Here is an 18134-nt window from a genome sequence, read left to right as displayed (position 1 = left end):
AGGTCTGTACGACCTAGCAGCGTTTCAAAAACCCGCGCACATCAGGCGCGACCGATCCTCGGCCAATCCCATGGACAGCAGCACAGGATCCGTTCGCTGGCGGGTTTGGAAGTCTTCCTTGCTGGTCAGCCCCTGCCACTCGATCGAGATCAGCGCTTGCGCGACCGCCCCGCCCAGCGTGGTGCCCGGACCTGTGATGATAAAGACGTCAGGGGCAAATGTATGGGCTGCAACTGTGATTGCGCGGGTGAAATCGTAGGGGGCTACCACCTGATGGCCAAGGGTATAATCGCGAAGGTCTTCTGTTGTGCACGACTTTGGATACCAGACTGCCCCACGCCCATCGATGATCGGACCCTGCGGCGGCTGGAAAAGTCCCGCGCTGAGGGCTGCGCGCCCCTGCGCCGCGACAGGTTCCTGCAGGGCGGTATGAAACGCGGCGTGATTTGGAAGCCGCATCGGATAACGCCCCTGCACAGGTGTAACACTTTGTTCAAATGCGGACAGACCGGCTTCATTCCCTGCGACGACCAGCATACCGCCCAGATGAATTGAAACCGCAAGACTGTGATCAGGGCGCCGCCCGATCTGCGCGACCTGCTCCAGCAACGTGTCACGCAGCCCCCGTATCTGCTGCCAATTCTCATCCACAAACGGATAGAGACACTGCCCGCCGATCATGCTGTCTTGCATCAGCGTGCCCATTGTGTTGACAATCCTGAACGCATCGACTGGTTTCGCGGCCCCCGCAACGGCCAGTGCCGAATACCACCCCATCGAATTTCCGGTCACACCGACCACTTCGATCTGCTCCGGTATTTTCTGCGCATCCAGAAACGACGCGGTATAAATCAGGGCCGAAGCGTGATCGCCCCGCGTGTGAAAGGCCTGCTGATAGCGCGCAGCACCATCGAGTTCGGCCAGCGTCTGCTGTCCCAGCGCGGTTCTTTCGCGGTCAAACGCCGCGAGGTGGTCCAAGGCATCGCTGTGATGGCGCGCAAGATATCCCAGTTCGCTTTTCGTATAGGTGCCGCGACCGGGGCAAATCACAACTGCGGTTTTGCTCATGATGCACCCTGCGCCAGTCCGAGTGCCGCAGACACGATACCCTCGACCGAGGGAAGCGTCGCCGCATAGGCAGGCCCGGTTGCGATAAAACAATCCTCTGCGGTGAGGCGCGCCACCCGGGTCCGCCCCGCTTCGGCAAAAAGGCTCAGCAAAGCCTCGGACTGACTGCCCGTGCGGCGGCACTCATCGACGATCAGCACCGAAGCACAATCCTGCGTGGCCGCAAGGATCGCCGCATCGGGCTGCGGGGCCAGCCAGCGGATATCAATCACGCGGGTCCCAACACCCTTTTCTGCCAACACCTTGGCCGCTTTTTCGGACAGATACCGCCCGTTGCCATAGGAAACCAGCGCGATATCCGTGCCATCCCCAACCACGCCCACATCGCCAAGATCGATCCGCTGATCCGGTGCGGGGTAGTGGTGCAGCCATCCGCCGTCGCCCGCTACGTGCAGATCGCGCATCGGGTAAAGCGCGATCGGCTCGATAAAGACCACCACGCGCTGTTCTTCGCGCGCCAGCCGCACCGCTTCGCGCAGCATCATCGCCGCATCCGCCCCATTGGACGGACATGCGATCACAAGCCCCGGAATGTCGCGCAGAACGGCAAGGCTGTTGTCGTTGTGAAAATGTCCGCCAAATCCCTTTTGATACCCCAACCCCGCAATCCGCAGCACCATCGGGTTGGTAAACTGACCATCCGAGAAAAAACTGAGCGTCGCAGCCTCACCACGTAGTTGATCCTCGGCATTGTGCAGATAGGCGAGGAACTGGATTTCCGGGATCGGAACAAAACCGTTGTGCGCCAGTCCCAACGCGAGGCCCAGAATGGATTGTTCATCCAGCAGCGTATCAATAACCCGGTCCGGGCCAAATCGCGCCTGCAGCTTTTGCGTCGCACCGTAAACGCCACCCTTGCGACCGACATCTTCGCCAGCAACGATAACCTCGCCGTGCTCAAGCATCAGATCAGCCAGCGCCCAGCTGATCAGCCGCCCCATGGGCTGTGGCTCTGCCATGGCGCGCAAGTCACTACCGAAAAGCGCGTCGCGTTCGCTGGCATCCGGCCCGTTGCTGGGCACGACCTGCCGCGCTGGCGGGATCAGGCTGGCGGCGACGTCTTCGCTGGTTTTCAGGCGCGGTCGCGTCACCGCTTGTGCGGCTAGTCGCGTGCATTGTGTGCCCGCGTTTTGATAGATTTCCAAGGCTTCTTGGGGCCCGCAGGCCTGCCGTTCGTGCATCAGCCGGACACTGTGCAACAAGGGGTCATTGGCTTCATCTGCCGCAATGGCCTGTGGGCTGCGATAGGTCGCCTCAACATCTGACCCTGCATGACCATAAAGACGAATAGTGCGCAGATGCAAAAACGCAGGCTTGCGATGGCGCCGCACATATGCCGCCGCAGCCCCCGCAACAGCGAGGGTTTCGGTCATATCGAGACCATTGCAGGCAAAATAGCGCAGGCCCGGACGGTGCGCGAAATTGGCCGCAATCCACCCCTCAGGCGTTGGGGTCGAAATGCCGATGCCATTGTCTTCACAGACCAGCAGCAGTGGCATGGGCACCGATTGATAACTGCTCCAGCAGGCCGCGTTGATTGCGCCCTGCGCCGTGGAATGATTGGCCGATGCATCGCCAAATGAACACATGACCACCGCATCATGGGGCAGCGTGGACTGGTCAGGTTTCAGGCGACGCGCCAGACCAATCGAATAAGCGGCCCCCACCGCCTTGGGCATATGGCTTGCAATCGTCGAGGTCTGCGGCGGGATGTTGAGCGCCTTGGACCCCAGGACCTTGTGCCGCCCGCCTGAGATCGGATCATCGCGCGACGTGGCAAAACTCAGCAGGATATCCCATGCCGGCGTCTGTCCCGGCACCTGTGCCGCGCGTTGGATCTGAAAAGCGGCGTCGCGGTAATGCAAAAAGGCCATATCTGTCGGGCGCAGGCTTTCAGCAACCGCCGCCATGCCCTCATGCCCGCTGGAGCCGATGGTGTAATACCCCTGCCCCGCCTTTTGCATTGCGCGGCTCGTCCGATCAAGCTGGCGCGACAGACATTGCGCGCGGAAAACCTCAACCATTTTTTCCTGCGGCACATCACGCCGCGCGGCGGACCCATCCGGAAAATCATGCGCCGCGACGCGTTTCAGAAAGTTCTCGTGAACGATCCCAGCACGATCCATTTTCGTCGTCCTCAGTTCCGGCTACAGGCACTCATTTTGCCGGTTGGACGGTGCTGGGATTCGGGGCAATTGTCCATGCACATTGCGCGCCAATAACAGCACTGCATTGCTGCCATGATGTCAATCAGCCGTCGCGCCGACACCTTTCAAAGCGACCAAAGCCGTTTTGGCCAATTCGATCCCACGCTCAATGTTCAGATCTTCAAACATACGGCGTGTGACCGCGTAGGCCTGCGCAGCTTCCTTATGTTCGCCTTTAGCAGCAAGGACATGCCCATTGACCAGATAGGACCATGCCAGATCACATTTGCACTGACGTTCTGTCTGGATTTGGATGGCCGAGGTGATCGACGCCTGCGCGGCAGAAATATCCGGCGTACTGCTCGCGATCTGCACCTCGGTGGCCACGCGCAACGCGATGGAGCGCGGCCAGGTTTCGCCGCTTTCGGTGGCCGTCACGACCGCCGCCTCACTGAGCCGCATTGCCGTATTGATGTCACCCTTGGACAAAAGCGCCTTCGCCAGAAAAGCCTCAAACGCGCCGCGGTGAAAAGACGTGCCCAGCGTGGCCCCCAGTTCAAGGCATTGTTCCAGATGATTGCGCGCAGCGACGATTTCTCCTGCGACAAGGCAGGCTTCTCCGCGCCATCCCAAGGTCAGGTATTTGCGGAAAACATCACCCGATTGTTCGCAGATATAGAGGCTTTGTTCAAAATCAGGCGTGGCGTCTGACAGATGGCCAAACCATCCGTTCACCAGCCCGCGAAACATCAGACAGGCCGCTTCTGTCGGCAGATGTGCAACCTCACGTGCCAGCGCCACACCGTGATTGGCCGCATCCATCGCTTGCTGGTATTGACCATGTTGTGCGAGCGCAAAGGCCAAAACACCCGCAACGGCCGCTTCCTCAAGGTGGTCGCCTACATCGTGCATCTGGCGCACGCTTTGCGAGGCATAGTTGATCGCCGCCACGGGCTCTCCGAGCAGGCAATGTACACGCGCCAGCAGGTTGACGGGTCCGGTCTTCATCCGCTCGTCGGTATCACTCAGCTGTTCGGCCAGTTCCAGTGCCTGACGGGCCAGATCAGCCGCCAGCGCAAACCGGCCCAGCACATAATACGTCCGACCCGTCCAATACTGTATCTGACACAAACGGATCTTGTGGTCTATTTTCTCAGCCAGCGTTCGCGCCATGCCAAGATTGCCAAGGTTGCGCTCGAATTGGTCGCGTGACGAGGCGACATTCGCAAGTTTCAGGATCGCACGGATTTGCAGCTTCGCGGACAATTCGTCCGACGGAATGGATTTGGCCATATCCAATGCGGACTGGTAATGCGCGGAGGCCTCGGTTGACGCATAGCGCGCCGCCGCCGCATCCCCGGCGCGAAAACTGAAGGGGATCGCTTTTTCCACATCACCCGCAGCCTTGTAATGATAGGATAAAACTTCCGGGCTGCGCTCGCTCACCTGCGGGAACCGCCCCTCCAGAACCTCTGCGATGTCCAGATGAAGCTGGCGTCGCTTGCTGTGCAGCAGGCCTTGATAGGCCGCATCCTTGATCAGCGCATGTTTAAATTCATAGACGACCTCGGGGGCCAACCCGCGCCGATAGAGCAGTTCTGAATCCACAAGGCGCGTCAACGCGACATCCAGCGCATCCTCGCTCTTTTGTGTCACCGCCAAAAGCAGCGCGTGGCCAAAGGTGCGCCCCAGCACCGACGCAAGCTGTGCTGCCTCTTTCGCCGATCCGAGGTGATCCAGACGCGCCATCAACGAATCCTGCAACGAATCCGGGATGGCCGTCGCCCCGAGCGGCCCCGTCAACTCATACCGCCCGTTCACGAGCTTGAGCAGGTCCATCTCGAGAACCAGCTTGGTCAATTCCTCGATGAACAGCGGCACGCCGTCCGTCTTTGAACAGATATGATCCAGCACCTCATCAGGCAGCGGCCGACCGCCCGTCACCCCTTCGATCAACTCGATGCTCTCAGGACGGCTGAGGTGGCGCAAACGCAACACCGTCAAATGCGGCTGCTTGCTCCAGAGCGGTTCGAAATCAGCACGGAACGCGGGGACAACCAGAATTCGGGACGTGCGCACATGCTCGACCAAAAGTCCCAGAAACTCGCGGGTTGAATGATCCGCCCATTGCAGGTCTTCGACAAGGATCAGCAACGGAGTTTTTTCGGACAGCGCCTTGGCAACGGACACAAGCGCTTTGAGTGTTTGTTTTTTCTGGTCCTCAAGCGTCAGAACCGGAGTGTTGTATCGCCCTGCGGCGGGCAAACTAAGCATCGCGGCCAGCAAGGAGCCGTACTCCGCCACGTCAAACCCCAGCTCGGCCAGATACGCGTCCAGCTTATCCAGCATGGCCGTAGGCGCGTTATCCGCCTCAGATTGAAGGGTGCGTTCAAAGAAATCAATCACGGGGTGGAACGGCGTGTCCTGCCTGTAATTCGAACAGACAAAACTGATCGCCGTGCAATTCTGGGCCAGCAGCTGCATCTGAAAATGCTGCAAAACGCGTGACTTACCGACGCCCGGCTCGCCTGACACAAGAACGATCTGCCCGTCGCCGCCCTTGGCCTGATCCCACCTGTTCACAAGCAGGCTCAGTTCTTCTTTGCGCCCCGCCATTGGGGTCAGACCCCGCTGCAATTTTGCTTCAAAACTGCTGCGCGCCTCGGTACTTTCGCAGACGCGGAAAACTTCGATCGGGTCTGAAACGCCCTTGAGAGACTGCGCACCAAGCGGCTCGCAGATAAAAAGACCCTCAATCAGGCGGTGGGTGCGCCGGCCGATCACGACGGTGCCGGGTTCCGCGAGGGACTGCAAGCGGGCCGCAATATTGGGTGTGTCCCCCACAATCGCCATCTTTTCGCGCTGCTCACCGGCACCAATATCGGCCGCAACGACCAGCCCCGTATTCACCCCGATCCGCACATTCAGGCAGACGTCAGGTGCGGAGAAATCCTTGTTCAGCGCTTCAACAGCGGAAATGATGGCAAGACCTGCGCGGATCGCCCGCTGCGGGTCATCTTCATGCGCTTGCGGGTATCCGAAGTAGATCAGCAGCCCGTCGCCCATGAAATTTCCGATGAAACCGCCGAATTGTTCGACGACTTCGGCACAGGCCACACGGTAGGCTGTCAGCAAGCCGGTCATCTCTTCGGGGTCCAACTGCTCCGAAATCACTGTCGAGCCAACGAGGTCGCAGAACATCACCGTAAGCTGGCGGCGGTCCCCTTCGAAGGCGTATGGTTTGGCCGGATCAACAGGGGATTGTCGGCGGGCTGGAACAGGCGCAGAATTACTCTGCACGATCGCAACACCGCAGCCCCCACAAAAGGCATCATCAGGTTCATTGGAGAACCCACAAGAGGCACAGGCAACCGGAAGCGCGGTTCCGCAACTGCTGCAAAAACGCCGCCCCGCACGATTTGCGGTGTCGCAATTCAGACATTCAATACTCATGCGTCCGTTCCCTTGGCGGCGCTTGATCGCACCTTTTTATACTCAACGGTTTTCCCCTATATCCCTTAGGGTAGCAAAGCGCGCTCTATTTGTCTTTGCTTGCCGTCGATTGTTTTTTAGCGTTTTTTTCCGGCCCATAGGATTGCTCGAACATCTGCGCCGCATATGAGAATGCGGTGATCAGGTCCTTGTCGTTTTCCTTGCCTTCAGCCTTGGCCAGTTTCTCGAACTGCTTTTTCAGTTCCGACCCTTTGGCCGGGGCGGCGCTCTTCTTGGCAGTTTTGACGATATCCATCATCTCCTTGCCCATCCCTTTTTTCGCAATCGTCTCAATGGTGTTCTTGGGTGTCTTTACGTTGGTGGCCTCGAGCTTGGCTTTGTGCGTCTGTGCAAATTCCGTTCCGGTCTTATACCCGATGTCAAACAATGTGGACATGTTTGAGTAGGACCAGTCCAGCACCTTGGGCCATTGCTCTTCGGAGATATTGTCACGAAACGGCATGCGCAAAACATCGATCCCTTCAAGCTGGGAGCCCGTGGTTTCATAGTTTGCCGAATCCATTTCAGCGATCCGCGTCAGTGGGTTGATGATGGAATGCACCCATGCATCATAAAGGTTGTCAGGCTCGGCAATCAGCTTTCTCTGGCCCAGGATATCGAAATAGATAACCGTATCCACAAGATTGCGGCTCATCACATTGCCCGGGCTAAAGGCCAGTGTGTCAAAGGCCGATCCTTCAAGATATGTTTTGCCGTCCATTTTATAGGGCGCATAAATTAAGGGCATCGCCAAGGCCGCCTTGAAATGGTCGGATGTAATTTCCTCCTTGGCAAATGTCACTTCTGCTTCGTCTTCGATGCAGTAGGCAGACATCAGAAACTCGCCATCAAAATCAGTAAGCTTGTCAAAATCCACGACCAGATCAATCCATGGCGGTGGCTGGCACATCCCGTTTTGTTTGGGGTTCATATCGCTTGGACAAAAGGCCGCGACCCAGAATTGCGTGATATCCGACATGAAACGCTGCGCTTCGTTCTCGCGTGGCATGGCCGCCAACCATGTCTGATGAAATTTCGTATAGGCCTCGGCCATGGGACCGGCCTTGTGGAAGATTTTGTAATTGACCGGGAACATATTATAGATGCTGTCATGCACACCCATTTCGCGGGTTGCCTGCAACGTTTCCTTGCGCGTACCGTTTCTTGGTGCCGCATACAGCAACCCGATCAGCATCCCCGCGCCGGTTGTTGAAACCACGTCAAATTCGATGCCTGCATCATCCAGCGCCAATAGAGCACCCGACATCAACGGAAGGTTGGGCGCACCGCCCCCCAAGACAAGTCCAATAGCCATCTAAAATATCCCCAATATGCTTGGCGCAATCGTTCCGTCATGCGTGTCTCCCTGTCAAGCCCGCGCACTGTGTGACAAGTGCTGCCTAAACAAGCGCCATTGCCTGCACAGCAACTGCGCCCCACCGCCGCCGTACGTTCAATACTTGACCATAGCGGCGCAGCTACCTACTCATTCAGATGTGTTTTTGTGCCACCGGTCGGGGTAACACGTGTTCCCTTGGCCTGCATAATGGGCCGGGTGATAGGCTGAAGCAAAAAAATTGGATCAGCGCTTAAAAATGAGGCGCTTGGATCTTAAAAACGGGAGTTATCGATGAAATTCAAGACATTCACAGCCGGACTATGTCTGTCAGCGGGTATGACGGCAGGTGCCGCCTATGCTGACTGCGGTGCCGTTTCGATCACGGAAATGGACTGGGCGTCTGCCTCCGTGGTCACATCAGTTGCCAGTTTTTTGATGACCCAAGGCTATAGCTGCGATGTAACTGTCGTGCCCACAACAACGGTGCCGGCGATGACATCCGTCGCGGAAACCGGCCAGCCGGATATCCTGACCGAACTCTGGACAAGCTACACCGAAGTCTATGAGGAACTGGTTGCTGAGGGCAAACTTGTTGAAGTGTCCAAGGTGCTGTCTGATGGTGGTGTCGAGGCATGGTGGATCCCGCAGTACCTTGCGGACGCGCATCCCGAACTGAAAACCCTTGACGGTATCAAAGCCAACCCAGACCTCGTTGGCGGGCTTTTTCATGACTGCCCGTCGGGCTGGGGCTGTGACATCACGAACAACAACAATTTCAAGGCGTCCGGTCTGGCCGATGCAGGGGTTGAAAGATTTCAACACGGCTCTGGTGAGACGCTCGCCACGGCCATTGCAGCCGCATATGAAGCGGGAGAGCCTTGGTTTGGATACTATTGGGCGCCCACATCCGTGCTTGGGAAATACCCGATGGTTCAGGTTGAAATGCCTGCCTACGATGAGGCCACGCACACCTGCAACGGGCTGGAAGATTGCGCGACACCCGGCCTCTCCGCCTACCCCACATCGAATGTTGTGACAGCGGTTACCACGACCTTTTCGGAACGCGAACCAGATGTCGCGGAAATGCTCAGCAAGATGAGCTTTACCAATGCGCAGATGGGCGAAGTGCTGGCATGGCAGGAAACAAACAACGCCTCAAACGAAGAGGCCGCCGTCTATTTCCTGACCACCTATAAAGACACATGGGCTGCGTGGCTCAACGACGATGCCAAGGCAAATCTGAGCGCCATTTTGCAATAAGCTGCACCATCAAAAGACAGTGCAGCGCTCGGAGAACGGGCGCTGCACATTGAAACAAAAGGGCATTTAATGGCGTATTACGACGGTCTCTTTGATACATTGGGTCTGCGCGCGTGGTGCGATCAAAGCGTCGAAACCGCGCCCACGTCGATGCAGGCATTGCTTGGCCAGTTGGGCGGTGACGACACAGAGCGGTCATTTGGCAGCATCCCCTTTCCCTCTCTCGATACGCTGCATGAGTCCTGCACGCAGATCCCGCAAACCCGCGACATGACCGCAGGTGTCGAAAACGCCTTTCTGGCCGCACGCGAAAGCCTCAAACTGGTGCTGGACCCGATCACGCAACCGCTGTCGTGGATGCTTGATGGTGCCTTGTGGCTGTTCACGACGACGCCGTGGTTTATCATCGTACCCCTGCTTGTGGCCCTGACGTGGTACGTCGCGCGATCCATCGGCGTCACCGTTTTCGTTGCCATCTCGTTCTTGTTTCTGGGGCTGATTGATCATCTGGATGTGGCGCTGCAAACTCTGTCGATCATCTTTGTCTGCACTGGGCTGTCGGTTGCCTTGGGCGTGCCGATAGGGATTGCCATGTCGCGCTCCAACACCCTGCAACGCATCGTCGTGCCGATCCTTGATCTGCTGCAGACCCTACCCACATTCGTTTATCTCATCCCTCTGATCTTTCTGTTTTCCGTCACGGAATCAAAGCTCTACGGGATCGCGATCATCCTTTACGCCATTGTCCCGGTGATCCGCCTGACCGACCTTGGCATCCGACTGGTGGACCCGGACGTGATCGAGGCCGCAGACGCCTTTGGCATGACGAAACACCAGAAACTCTGGGGGGTGCAATTGCCACTGGCGCTGCCCAATATCATGGCGGGCGTCAATCAGACCATCATGATGAGCCTCGCAATGGTTGTGATCGCGTCGCTTGTCTCTGCCCCCGGTCTTGGGGTGCTGGTGCTGCGTGGCATCCGCAATCTGGAACTGGGCGTCGGTATTGTGGCAGGCTTTGGCATCGTGTTGCTGGCCGTCATCCTTGATCGCGCTTCAAAAGCGGCGCTCGGTCGTATCGACAAGAACAAGAATGCGCATTGAGACCAATGAAATGAAGCCCGAACCCAAAGTCATATTGCGCGGTGTTTACAAGATATTTGGCCCGCGCAGCACGCAGATGATGACACAGGTCCGAAATGGTCTGGACAAGGAAACCCTGCTTGCAGATCACGGTCATGTTCTGGGGCTACAGGATATCAATGTGGACATGCAGGCGGGCGAAATCACCGTCGTCATGGGGCTGTCAGGGTCGGGGAAAAGCACGCTGATCCGGCATCTCAATCGCCTGATCGACCCAACCGCTGGCGAAATCCTTGTGGATGGCGAGGATGTCACCAAGCTCAGCGACAGTGACCTGCGGGCGCTGCGCCAGACGAAAATGGCGATGGTCTTTCAGAAGTTTGCCCTGTTGCCGCACCGCACGGTTCTGCAAAACGCCGCCACGGCCCTCGCGGTTCAGGGCGCGGATGGTGCGACGCAGGACAAAGAGGCACGGCGCTGGCTCACGCGTGTGGGCTTGGGGGGGTATGAGGACCGGTATCCGTCGCAACTTTCGGGGGGCATGCAACAACGGGTGGGCATTGCGCGCGCACTGACTGCCGGGACGGACATCATGCTGATGGATGAGGCGTTTTCCGCGCTGGACCCGCTGATCCGGACGGACATGCAGGATTTGCTGCTCGAACTACAGGTCGAGCTGAAAAAGACGATCGTCTTTATCACGCACGACCTTGATGAAGCTCTGAAACTGGCGGACCATCTCGTGATCCTCAAGGATGGCGCTGTCATCCAACAGGGGGAGCCGCAAGGCATCCTGCTGAATCCCGCCGATCCCTATATCGAAGACTTCGTCAGCGACATCAACCGCGCCCGCGTCCTGCGTGTCCGCTCGGTGATGAAACCGCTCACCGATATGCCCTTTGCCGGTGATGTTGCGGCGGATGATACGCTGGAGCATCTGATCGCGCGGTCCGGGGGGGACACCACCCTCACGTATCGGGTGATGCAGGATGGCGTTCCAGTTGGTATTCTGGACATGAAAGAACTGGTCAGGGCACTGGTGCCCCGCGTGTCCACTCAGGCCTGATCTGCGCCTTTAACATATTCAGCAACAGCTCCGGCTGCGCCCTTCGACACCAGCGTTTCATATGCATTGCACACTGCCTGTCTGAAATCCGGGTTTGAAGAGAGCTCATCATCAAAGACGTCACGGACCCCAAGCAGCGCGTCCACTTTTCCGGATGATGTTTCAGCACTGTTCGAGGCCGCTTTCAGCGTTTTGGCCAAGGGATCGCGCACATCTATCGCTGCGCCTTTTTCATCCACGCCCCCGACATACCGCATCCAACCCGCCACGGCGAGGCACAGCCCATGCGGCGCGCGCCCTGCCCTGTACCCGTCCGCAATGTTGCCAAGAATGCGTTGAGGCAGCTTTTGTGAGCCATCCATTGCGATCTGCCAAGTCAGATGCCGGATTGCAGGGTTTTGATATCGCGTGAGCAATGCTGCCACATAGGCCTGCAAATCTTCCCCTTCGGGCACGGGCACGGTCGGAAGGATCTCATCATGCCAGAGCGTGTTGCACAGTGAGGCAAAGGACGCATCAGCCACGGTTTCGGCAATTGTTTCATAGCCTGCCAGATAGCCCAGATATGCCAGCGTCGAATGGGTGCCATTAAGGCACCTCAGCTTCATCGCTTCATGCGCGGTGACGGAGCCCACAAATTGCGCATCCGCTTTTTCCCACGCCGGTCTGAGACCATCCACGAAGTCGTCTTCAATTACCCACTGGCGAAACCCTTCATGCCGCACGAGCGCCGCATCATAGTACCCGCTGCGCGCCGCCAGTGCGTCAATGTCACCTTGTGTCGTTGCCGGGGTGATCCGGTCGACCATCGTGGATGGAAAACGTGCATGTTCTGATATCCATGCGGCCAGTTCGGGATCACGTTTCTGCGCGAATTCAAGAATGATACGCCGTGTCGTCGCCCCATTCTCCGGCAGGTTATCACAGCTCAACACGGTGAACGGTCTGACATTCGCCTGTTTGCGCCGTGCCAGCGCCTCCACGATCAGGCCGGGCGCGGTTTTGGAAGCCGCCGGAGTGTTCAGATCATGTTGCACATCCGGGTTTTCCACGTTCAAACCACCTGAGGTCGGATGACGGCAATATCCTTTTTCTGTGATTGTGAGGGAAACAACTTTAACCTCGTCTTGCGTCATCGCTTTCAACACCGCCTCCGGGTTCAGCGGGGCAACCATGACGCCCGAAATGGCATTCACGACACGCGCGGTTTCTCCCTCAGGCCCCATTGAAACGGATGTATAGACGCAGCCCTGCGGCTCAAGTTCCTGCTGGGCGCGCGCGCTTTGCAAGCTCACGGCAAGGATGCCCCAATCGCCCCCGTCGATGGCCATCGCCTCATCCGTGTAGATGGCGTTGAAAGCACGAAAGAAAGCGCCGGGGCCGAGGTGCACCATACCAATGACAGGGGCGTCGGTCTGGCGCTGCAAACGCGGGAAATTACTCACAATCTATACGCCTCTTTTGCCAAACGATAAGACAGGTCATGCGCCAGTTCAAAGGCTTCGGCCTCGCTTAACCGGCCGGTCCTGACCAGCGTCGCAAGGTAGGCGCAGTCCGAGCGGCGCGCCACATCATGACGCGCCGGGATCGAGCAGAAGGCCCGCGTATCGTCATTAAAGCCCGCCGTGTTATAGAACCCGCAGGTTTCGGTTGTGGCTTCTCGGAACTTTTTGATGCCTTCATAGCTGTCAAAAAACCACCAGGGCGGCCCGAGTTTCAACGCCGGATAAGCCCCCGCAAGCGGGGCAAGTTCGCGCCCGTATGTGGTCTCATCCAATGTGAACAGGATAATATTCAGCGCGGGTTCCATTCCGACCGCATCCAGCAAGGGGCGCAGATCCTGCACGTAATCCGTCCGACCGGGGATATCGAACCCTTTGTCACGGCCAAAGCGCGCGAACATCTGTGCGCTGTGATTTCGCCGTGATCCCGGATGGATTTGCAACACAAGACCATCTTCAAGGCTCATGCGCGCCATCTCGGTCAACATATGGCCGCGGAACACATCCTCCTCCTCTGGGGAACAGGTGCCGCGCAACGCTTTTTGAAACAAATCCGCCGCCTCGGCCTGCGACAGATCGGCCGTGCGTGCCGAGGGATGCCCATGATCTGATGCCGTCGCCCCGAAGGATTTGAAAAAAGCCCGGCGCGCCGCATGCGCGTTCAGATAGCCCTGCCAGCTGCTGGTATCCTCGCCGGTCAACGCACCCAGTTGGGACACGTTTTCCGCAAATCCTTCAAAGCTGGGATCGACCACCGCATCCGGTCTGTAAGTCGTTACAACCCGGCCCGACCAACCGCTTTCGCGGATTTGGCGATGCCAGCGCAGGTCATCCAGCGCCCCTTCGGTGGTGGCGAGCATTTCAACATTGAAGTCTTCAAAAAGGGCGCGCGGCAGAAACGCATCTGTCTGCAGCATCGCTTCAATATGATCGTAACAGGCATCTGCTGTCTCAGCACTCAGGGGCGTGTTCAGACCAAACACATGCTCAAACGAGTGGTTGAGCCACATCGCCGAAGGGGTGCCCCGAAAGAGATGGAAATGCTGCGCAAACAAGCGCCATATCTTGCGCGGATCCGTTTCGACCTGCCCTGCGTCAACACGCGGTATTCCCAGATCTTCGGGCGCGACACCCTGACTGATCAACATGCGAAAAACGTAATGATCCGGAATAACGAACAAAGCCGCGGGGTTTTCAAATCGCGCGTTTTCAGCGAACCAGCGCGGATCACAATGACCATGCGGGCTGATGATCGGCAGATCACACACCGACGTGTGGAGATCGCGCGCCAAGGCCCGTGCTGATGGCTCAATCGGAAACAGGCGATCCGGGTCTGTCAGGCTCATGGGTTGGTCCTCAATAGGTTTAACGCGGCAGTGATAGGTCAGTTTGCAGACTTTAGAAAGAGTCCTTGCTGTCTGCCAAAGACTGGAAAAAATACCTTTGGAAAATGATGATCAAAATGAGCGGCGGCACGAGCGTCAGGACAGCGAGCGCCATGCCGGGGCCACTCTCCAATCCGATGAGGCGGATGCCGCGCACAACGGTATAGGTGGTTTCATCCGTGCTGAGCATCAGCGGCCAGAGGTATTGATGCCAGCCGATCATGAAGGACACCACGAAAATCGCCCCGCCCCGACGGCCTGCCAACGGTACGATGAAATCGCGGAAGAACAACACAGGCCCTGCGCCATCCAGCTTGGCCGCCTCAAGGTATTCATTCGGGAAAGACAGCAACAACTGACGAAAAAACAAAGTACCCAAAGCCAGCGCAAGCGCGGGCAGGATCATGCCCAGTTGTGTGTTGACCAACCCCAGCATAGCGGCCACCTGAAAGGTCGTCACAAAGCGGCTTTCCAAGGGCAACAGCAGCGTGGCCATTGTAAGCCAGAACAAAAAGCCCGCCAAAGGCATCCGGAAATACACCAATGCGTAGGCCGCAAATAACGAGAACACCGTTGTCAGGCTGGCAAGCCCCGTCGCCACGATCAAGGAATTCTTGAGCATCGCGATCGCGCTGATCTGATCGGTAAACCCTGCCTTGAGGCTGATCACTTCGGTATAGTTTTGCGGTGCGTCAAAACCCGGTACCACATGCAACCCACCGACATTAAGCTCAAGACTGCTGTGGGTGGACGCGACAAACAGCAAGAACATCGGCAGGATCATGAACCCTGTGCCTGCAATCAAAATAAGATGGTCGAATGCCGTCCGCCGCGCGCTGGTGCCGTGAACCATCAGATGGTCATTTGAGCCGCTCACCCGTGTCAGTCCGGAAAACAAAAGCGACATCAGCATCGAATCGCAATTTCAGCTTATCATCCGCTTTGGGCAACAGGGTTTGCGAACCCTTGAGGCAGATTTCCTGCGGCTCCCCTTCGGCTGAGGTCACGCCGTCGATGGTCCCATAGATCAGGTTTTCACCGCCATGCTGCTCGACAATGTCGACATTCATGGTGACCTGTCCCTCGGGGTCAATCGTCATGACGTCCGGGCGCACACCGAGCATCAGATCCGTGTCCGTCGGCAGGTCGGAAAAGCCGGTAATTCTCAGATCGCCATTCACAATCGCCGTGCCATCGAACGTCACCGGGATCAGGTTGATCTGCGGCGCGCCAATGAAAGAGGCCACAAACAAGGTGCGCGGATTTGCATAAAGTTCCATTGGAGCGCCCATCTGCTCCACCTGCCCCTCGTTGATGACCGCGAGCCGGTCCGCAAGGGTCATCGCTTCGGTCTGATCATGCGTCACGTAGATCGAGGTCACATTCATGCGGCGCTGCAGTTTCTTGATTTCGATCCGCATCTGCACGCGCAACTTGGCGTCCAGGTTCGATAGTGGCTCGTCAAACAGGAACACCTGCGGGTTGCGCACAATCGCGCGTCCCATGGCGACACGCTGGCGCTGCCCGCCCGAAAGCTGGTTGGGCTGGCGATCCAGATATTGATCGATCTTGAGCATCGTGGCCGCATCCATGATGCGGCGTTCGATTTCTTCCTTGTCCATTTTGCGGTTTTTCAACCCATAGGACATGTTTCCGCGGACCGACATATGCGGGTACAGCGCATAGTTCTGGAACACCATCGCCACATCACGTTCGGACGGTGAGACGTCGTTGATCAGCCGATCACCGATCAGAATCTCCCCTGACGACACAGACTCCAACCCGGCAACCATCCGCAGCAAGGTTGACTTGCCACAGCCAGAGGGACCGACGAAAACGATCAACTCGCCATCGTCAATTTTCATATCAACCCCAAAGATCGCCTCGGCACCATTGGGATATGTTTTGCGGACTTGTTTAAGTTCTACCTGAGCCATTATTTCTCACTCTCGACGAGGCCCTTGACGAACCATCTTTGGAAAATCAGCACAACCATCACAGGGGGTAAAGTCGCCAGAATGGTCAGTGCAAATGCTTTTTGGAATTGAGGCAGTTCGCCCCCCTCATTGAGGACCTGATAAATCTGCTTGATGCCGATCACCAGCGTGTAGTTTTCCTCTTTCGTGGTCATGATGAGCGGCCAAAGGTACTGGTTCCACCCTACCACAAACATGATGATCAGGATCGCGGCAATCATCGTGCGGCTAAGCGGCACGAGAATGTCCTTGAAGAACCCCCAGGCCGTGGCGCCGTCCAGACGGGCCGCCTCAAGCAGCTCATCCGGGACAGATCGAAAGAACTGTCTGAAAAAGAACGTCCCCGTGGCAGAGGCAATCAGTGGCAGGATCAGCCCCGTTTGCGTGTCCAAGAGCCCCATATTCGCGACCACCTCGTAAGATGGGATAATCCGCACCTCCAGCGGTAAGAGCAGCGTCATGAAAATGATCCAGAACAGCGGCACGCCCAACCGGAAGCGGAAATATACAATCGCATAGGCCGCCAGCATCGAAATGATGACCTTGCCAATGGCAAAGCCGATGCCGAGGATCATGGAGTTTTTAAGCATCGTTGTCGCCGTGACCTGTTTCATCACGCCGCCTTCAACAAACAGAACTTCGTTGTAGGTCTCGATCAAATGCGGGCCGGGCCAGAATTGCAGCCCCTCGCGCAGGATCGTCTCGGGCGCATGGGTCGAGGTTGCAAAGGCAACCCAGACCGGTAACGTCATGAACAGCGCACCAATGATCAGGATGATGTGGGTGGAGATCGGTGTACGGTCCATCAGTAATGCACCTTTCGCTCAATATAGCGGAACTGGATCACCGTAAGGGCCAGCACCATGATCATGAGCACAACGGATTGCGCAGATGACCCGCCGATGTCCGCCCCCCGGAAACCGTCCTGATAGACCTTATAGACCAGCGTTGCGGTGGAGCCACCGGGCGCACCCTGCGTTGTCGTGTCGATGATCCCGAAGGTTTCAAAGAAGGCATAGGTGATGTTGATGACCACCAGAAAGAATGTCGTCGGCGCGAGCAGCGGAAAGGTGATCGTCCAGAACCGCCGGGTGGAACTGTTGCAATCCATCTTGGCCGCTTCCTGCACGGATTTGGGAATACCCTGCAGACCCGCAAGGAAAAAGATGAAGTTGATACTGATCTGTTTCCAGACCGAAATCAGAATGACGACAAAACTGGCATCATAGGCATCCAGTTTGTGATCAAAATCGAACCCGATGAAGTTCATGAAGTTATACAAATCACCGATCAGCGGATTGAACATCAGGTTGCCCATCAAGCCCGCGACGGGCGGCGCAATCGCATAGGCCCACATCAGCATCGTTTTGTAGGTGCTTGCACCATGGATCACTTCGTTGGCTTTGACCGCCAGCAGCAGCGCCAGTGCGAGGGACAGAAACGTCACCAGAGACGAGAAAACCAGCGTGAAGCCTGCGGCCTGAAGCCATGAGGAATTCAGGATTGTATCACTGTAGTTCTTGAACCAGACGAACCTCGAAGACAGCCCGAAGGCATCTTCCAGCAGGAACGACTGGTAAATCGCCTGCGCAGACGGCCAGAGGAAAAAGATAGCGATAATGATAATCTGCGGCGCAATAAACAGATAAGGAATGGCGCTGTGCTCAAATTGAACGCGCTTCATACATTCCGACCCCTTTGGTTTTTATGATTGGGCCAGCAGGCTGTATCGCCTGCTGGCCTTTCTTTACAAGCG

Annotated in this window: 12 protein-coding genes and 2 pseudogenes; 3 read left to right on the top strand and 11 right to left on the bottom strand. The window is 57.2% G+C overall.

Annotated features, from left to right (window positions below; genetic code table 11):
- Positions 1-24: 24 nt before the first annotated feature.
- From RLO149_RS07325 to RLO149_RS07310, 5 genes and pseudogenes are all read right to left on the bottom strand, one after another.
- Positions 25-1068, bottom strand: coding sequence for an ACP S-malonyltransferase (locus tag RLO149_RS07325; protein WP_013961445.1), 1044 nt, complete (start codon positions 1066-1068; stop codon positions 25-27).
- On the bottom strand, positions 1065-3254 hold the full coding sequence (locus RLO149_RS07320; protein WP_013961444.1) for a thiamine pyrophosphate-dependent enzyme: 2190 nt from the start codon (positions 3252-3254) through the stop codon (positions 1065-1067). The genes RLO149_RS07325 and RLO149_RS07320 overlap by 4 nt, the downstream gene beginning before the upstream one ends.
- Before the next feature lie 120 nt (positions 3255-3374).
- Positions 3375-4250: pseudogene (locus tag RLO149_RS24480) on the bottom strand (adenylate/guanylate cyclase domain-containing protein); the annotation flags it as partial.
- 1089 nt (positions 4251-5339) lie between these two features.
- Positions 5340-6728 (bottom strand): annotated as a pseudogene (locus RLO149_RS24475) (AAA family ATPase); the annotation flags it as partial.
- A gap of 85 nt (positions 6729-6813) precedes the next feature.
- On the bottom strand, positions 6814-8082 hold the full coding sequence (locus RLO149_RS07310; protein WP_013961442.1) for a patatin-like phospholipase family protein: 1269 nt from the start codon (positions 8080-8082) through the stop codon (positions 6814-6816).
- Positions 8083-8397: 315 nt separating this feature from the next.
- On the opposite strand from RLO149_RS07310, the gene RLO149_RS07305 reads away from it, so the two are divergent.
- The 3 genes from RLO149_RS07305 (at position 8398) to RLO149_RS07295 (ending at position 11515) form a co-directional block, all read left to right on the top strand.
- Positions 8398-9366 carry a glycine betaine ABC transporter substrate-binding protein gene (locus RLO149_RS07305; RefSeq protein WP_013961441.1) on the top strand — a complete coding sequence of 323 codons (969 nt, stop codon included), beginning with the start codon at positions 8398-8400 and terminating at the stop codon, positions 9364-9366.
- Between the two features lie 69 nt (positions 9367-9435).
- Positions 9436-10470, top strand: a complete 1035-nt coding sequence (locus RLO149_RS07300) for an ABC transporter permease (RefSeq protein ID WP_013961440.1) — start codon at positions 9436-9438, stop codon at positions 10468-10470.
- Between the two features lie 10 nt (positions 10471-10480).
- Positions 10481-11515 carry a quaternary amine ABC transporter ATP-binding protein gene (locus RLO149_RS07295; RefSeq protein WP_013961439.1) on the top strand — a complete coding sequence of 345 codons (1035 nt, stop codon included), beginning with the start codon at positions 10481-10483 and terminating at the stop codon, positions 11513-11515.
- Here RLO149_RS07295 and RLO149_RS07290 read toward each other — a convergent pair.
- From RLO149_RS07290 to RLO149_RS07265, 6 genes are read right to left on the bottom strand one after another with little or no spacing between them, the layout of a single operon-like run.
- Positions 11506-12960 (bottom strand): mannitol dehydrogenase family protein, encoded by a 1455-nt coding sequence (locus tag RLO149_RS07290; protein WP_013961438.1) that lies wholly within the window; start codon positions 12958-12960, stop codon positions 11506-11508. The genes RLO149_RS07295 and RLO149_RS07290 overlap by 10 nt on opposite strands.
- A complete protein-coding gene (gene uxaC / locus RLO149_RS07285) occupies positions 12957-14363 on the bottom strand; it encodes a glucuronate isomerase (RefSeq protein ID WP_013961437.1) in 1407 nt (468 codons plus the stop codon). Before uxaC ends, RLO149_RS07290 begins: the two co-directional genes overlap by 4 nt.
- 52 nt (positions 14364-14415) lie before the next feature.
- A complete protein-coding gene (locus RLO149_RS07280) occupies positions 14416-15279 on the bottom strand; it encodes an ABC transporter permease (RefSeq protein ID WP_245538136.1) in 864 nt (287 codons plus the stop codon).
- Positions 15263-16339, bottom strand: a complete 1077-nt coding sequence (gene ugpC / locus RLO149_RS07275; protein WP_013961435.1) for a sn-glycerol-3-phosphate ABC transporter ATP-binding protein UgpC — start codon at positions 16337-16339, stop codon at positions 15263-15265. Before ugpC ends, RLO149_RS07280 begins: the two co-directional genes overlap by 17 nt.
- Positions 16339-17184 (bottom strand): ABC transporter permease subunit, encoded by an 846-nt coding sequence (locus RLO149_RS07270; RefSeq protein WP_013961434.1) that lies wholly within the window; start codon positions 17182-17184, stop codon positions 16339-16341. Before RLO149_RS07270 ends, ugpC begins: the two co-directional genes overlap by 1 nt.
- Positions 17184-18062, bottom strand: coding sequence for an ABC transporter permease subunit (locus RLO149_RS07265; protein ID WP_013961433.1), 879 nt, complete (start codon positions 18060-18062; stop codon positions 17184-17186). Before RLO149_RS07265 ends, RLO149_RS07270 begins: the two co-directional genes overlap by 1 nt.
- Between the last annotated feature and the right edge of the window lie 72 nt (positions 18063-18134).

The sequence above is a fragment of the Roseobacter litoralis Och 149 genome, from assembly GCF_000154785.2.
GTDB classification, from domain to species: domain Bacteria; phylum Pseudomonadota; class Alphaproteobacteria; order Rhodobacterales; family Rhodobacteraceae; genus Roseobacter; species Roseobacter litoralis.
The sequence above is the reverse complement of the archived record's forward strand: the minus strand, read 5'-3'. Positions and strand labels throughout refer to the sequence as shown.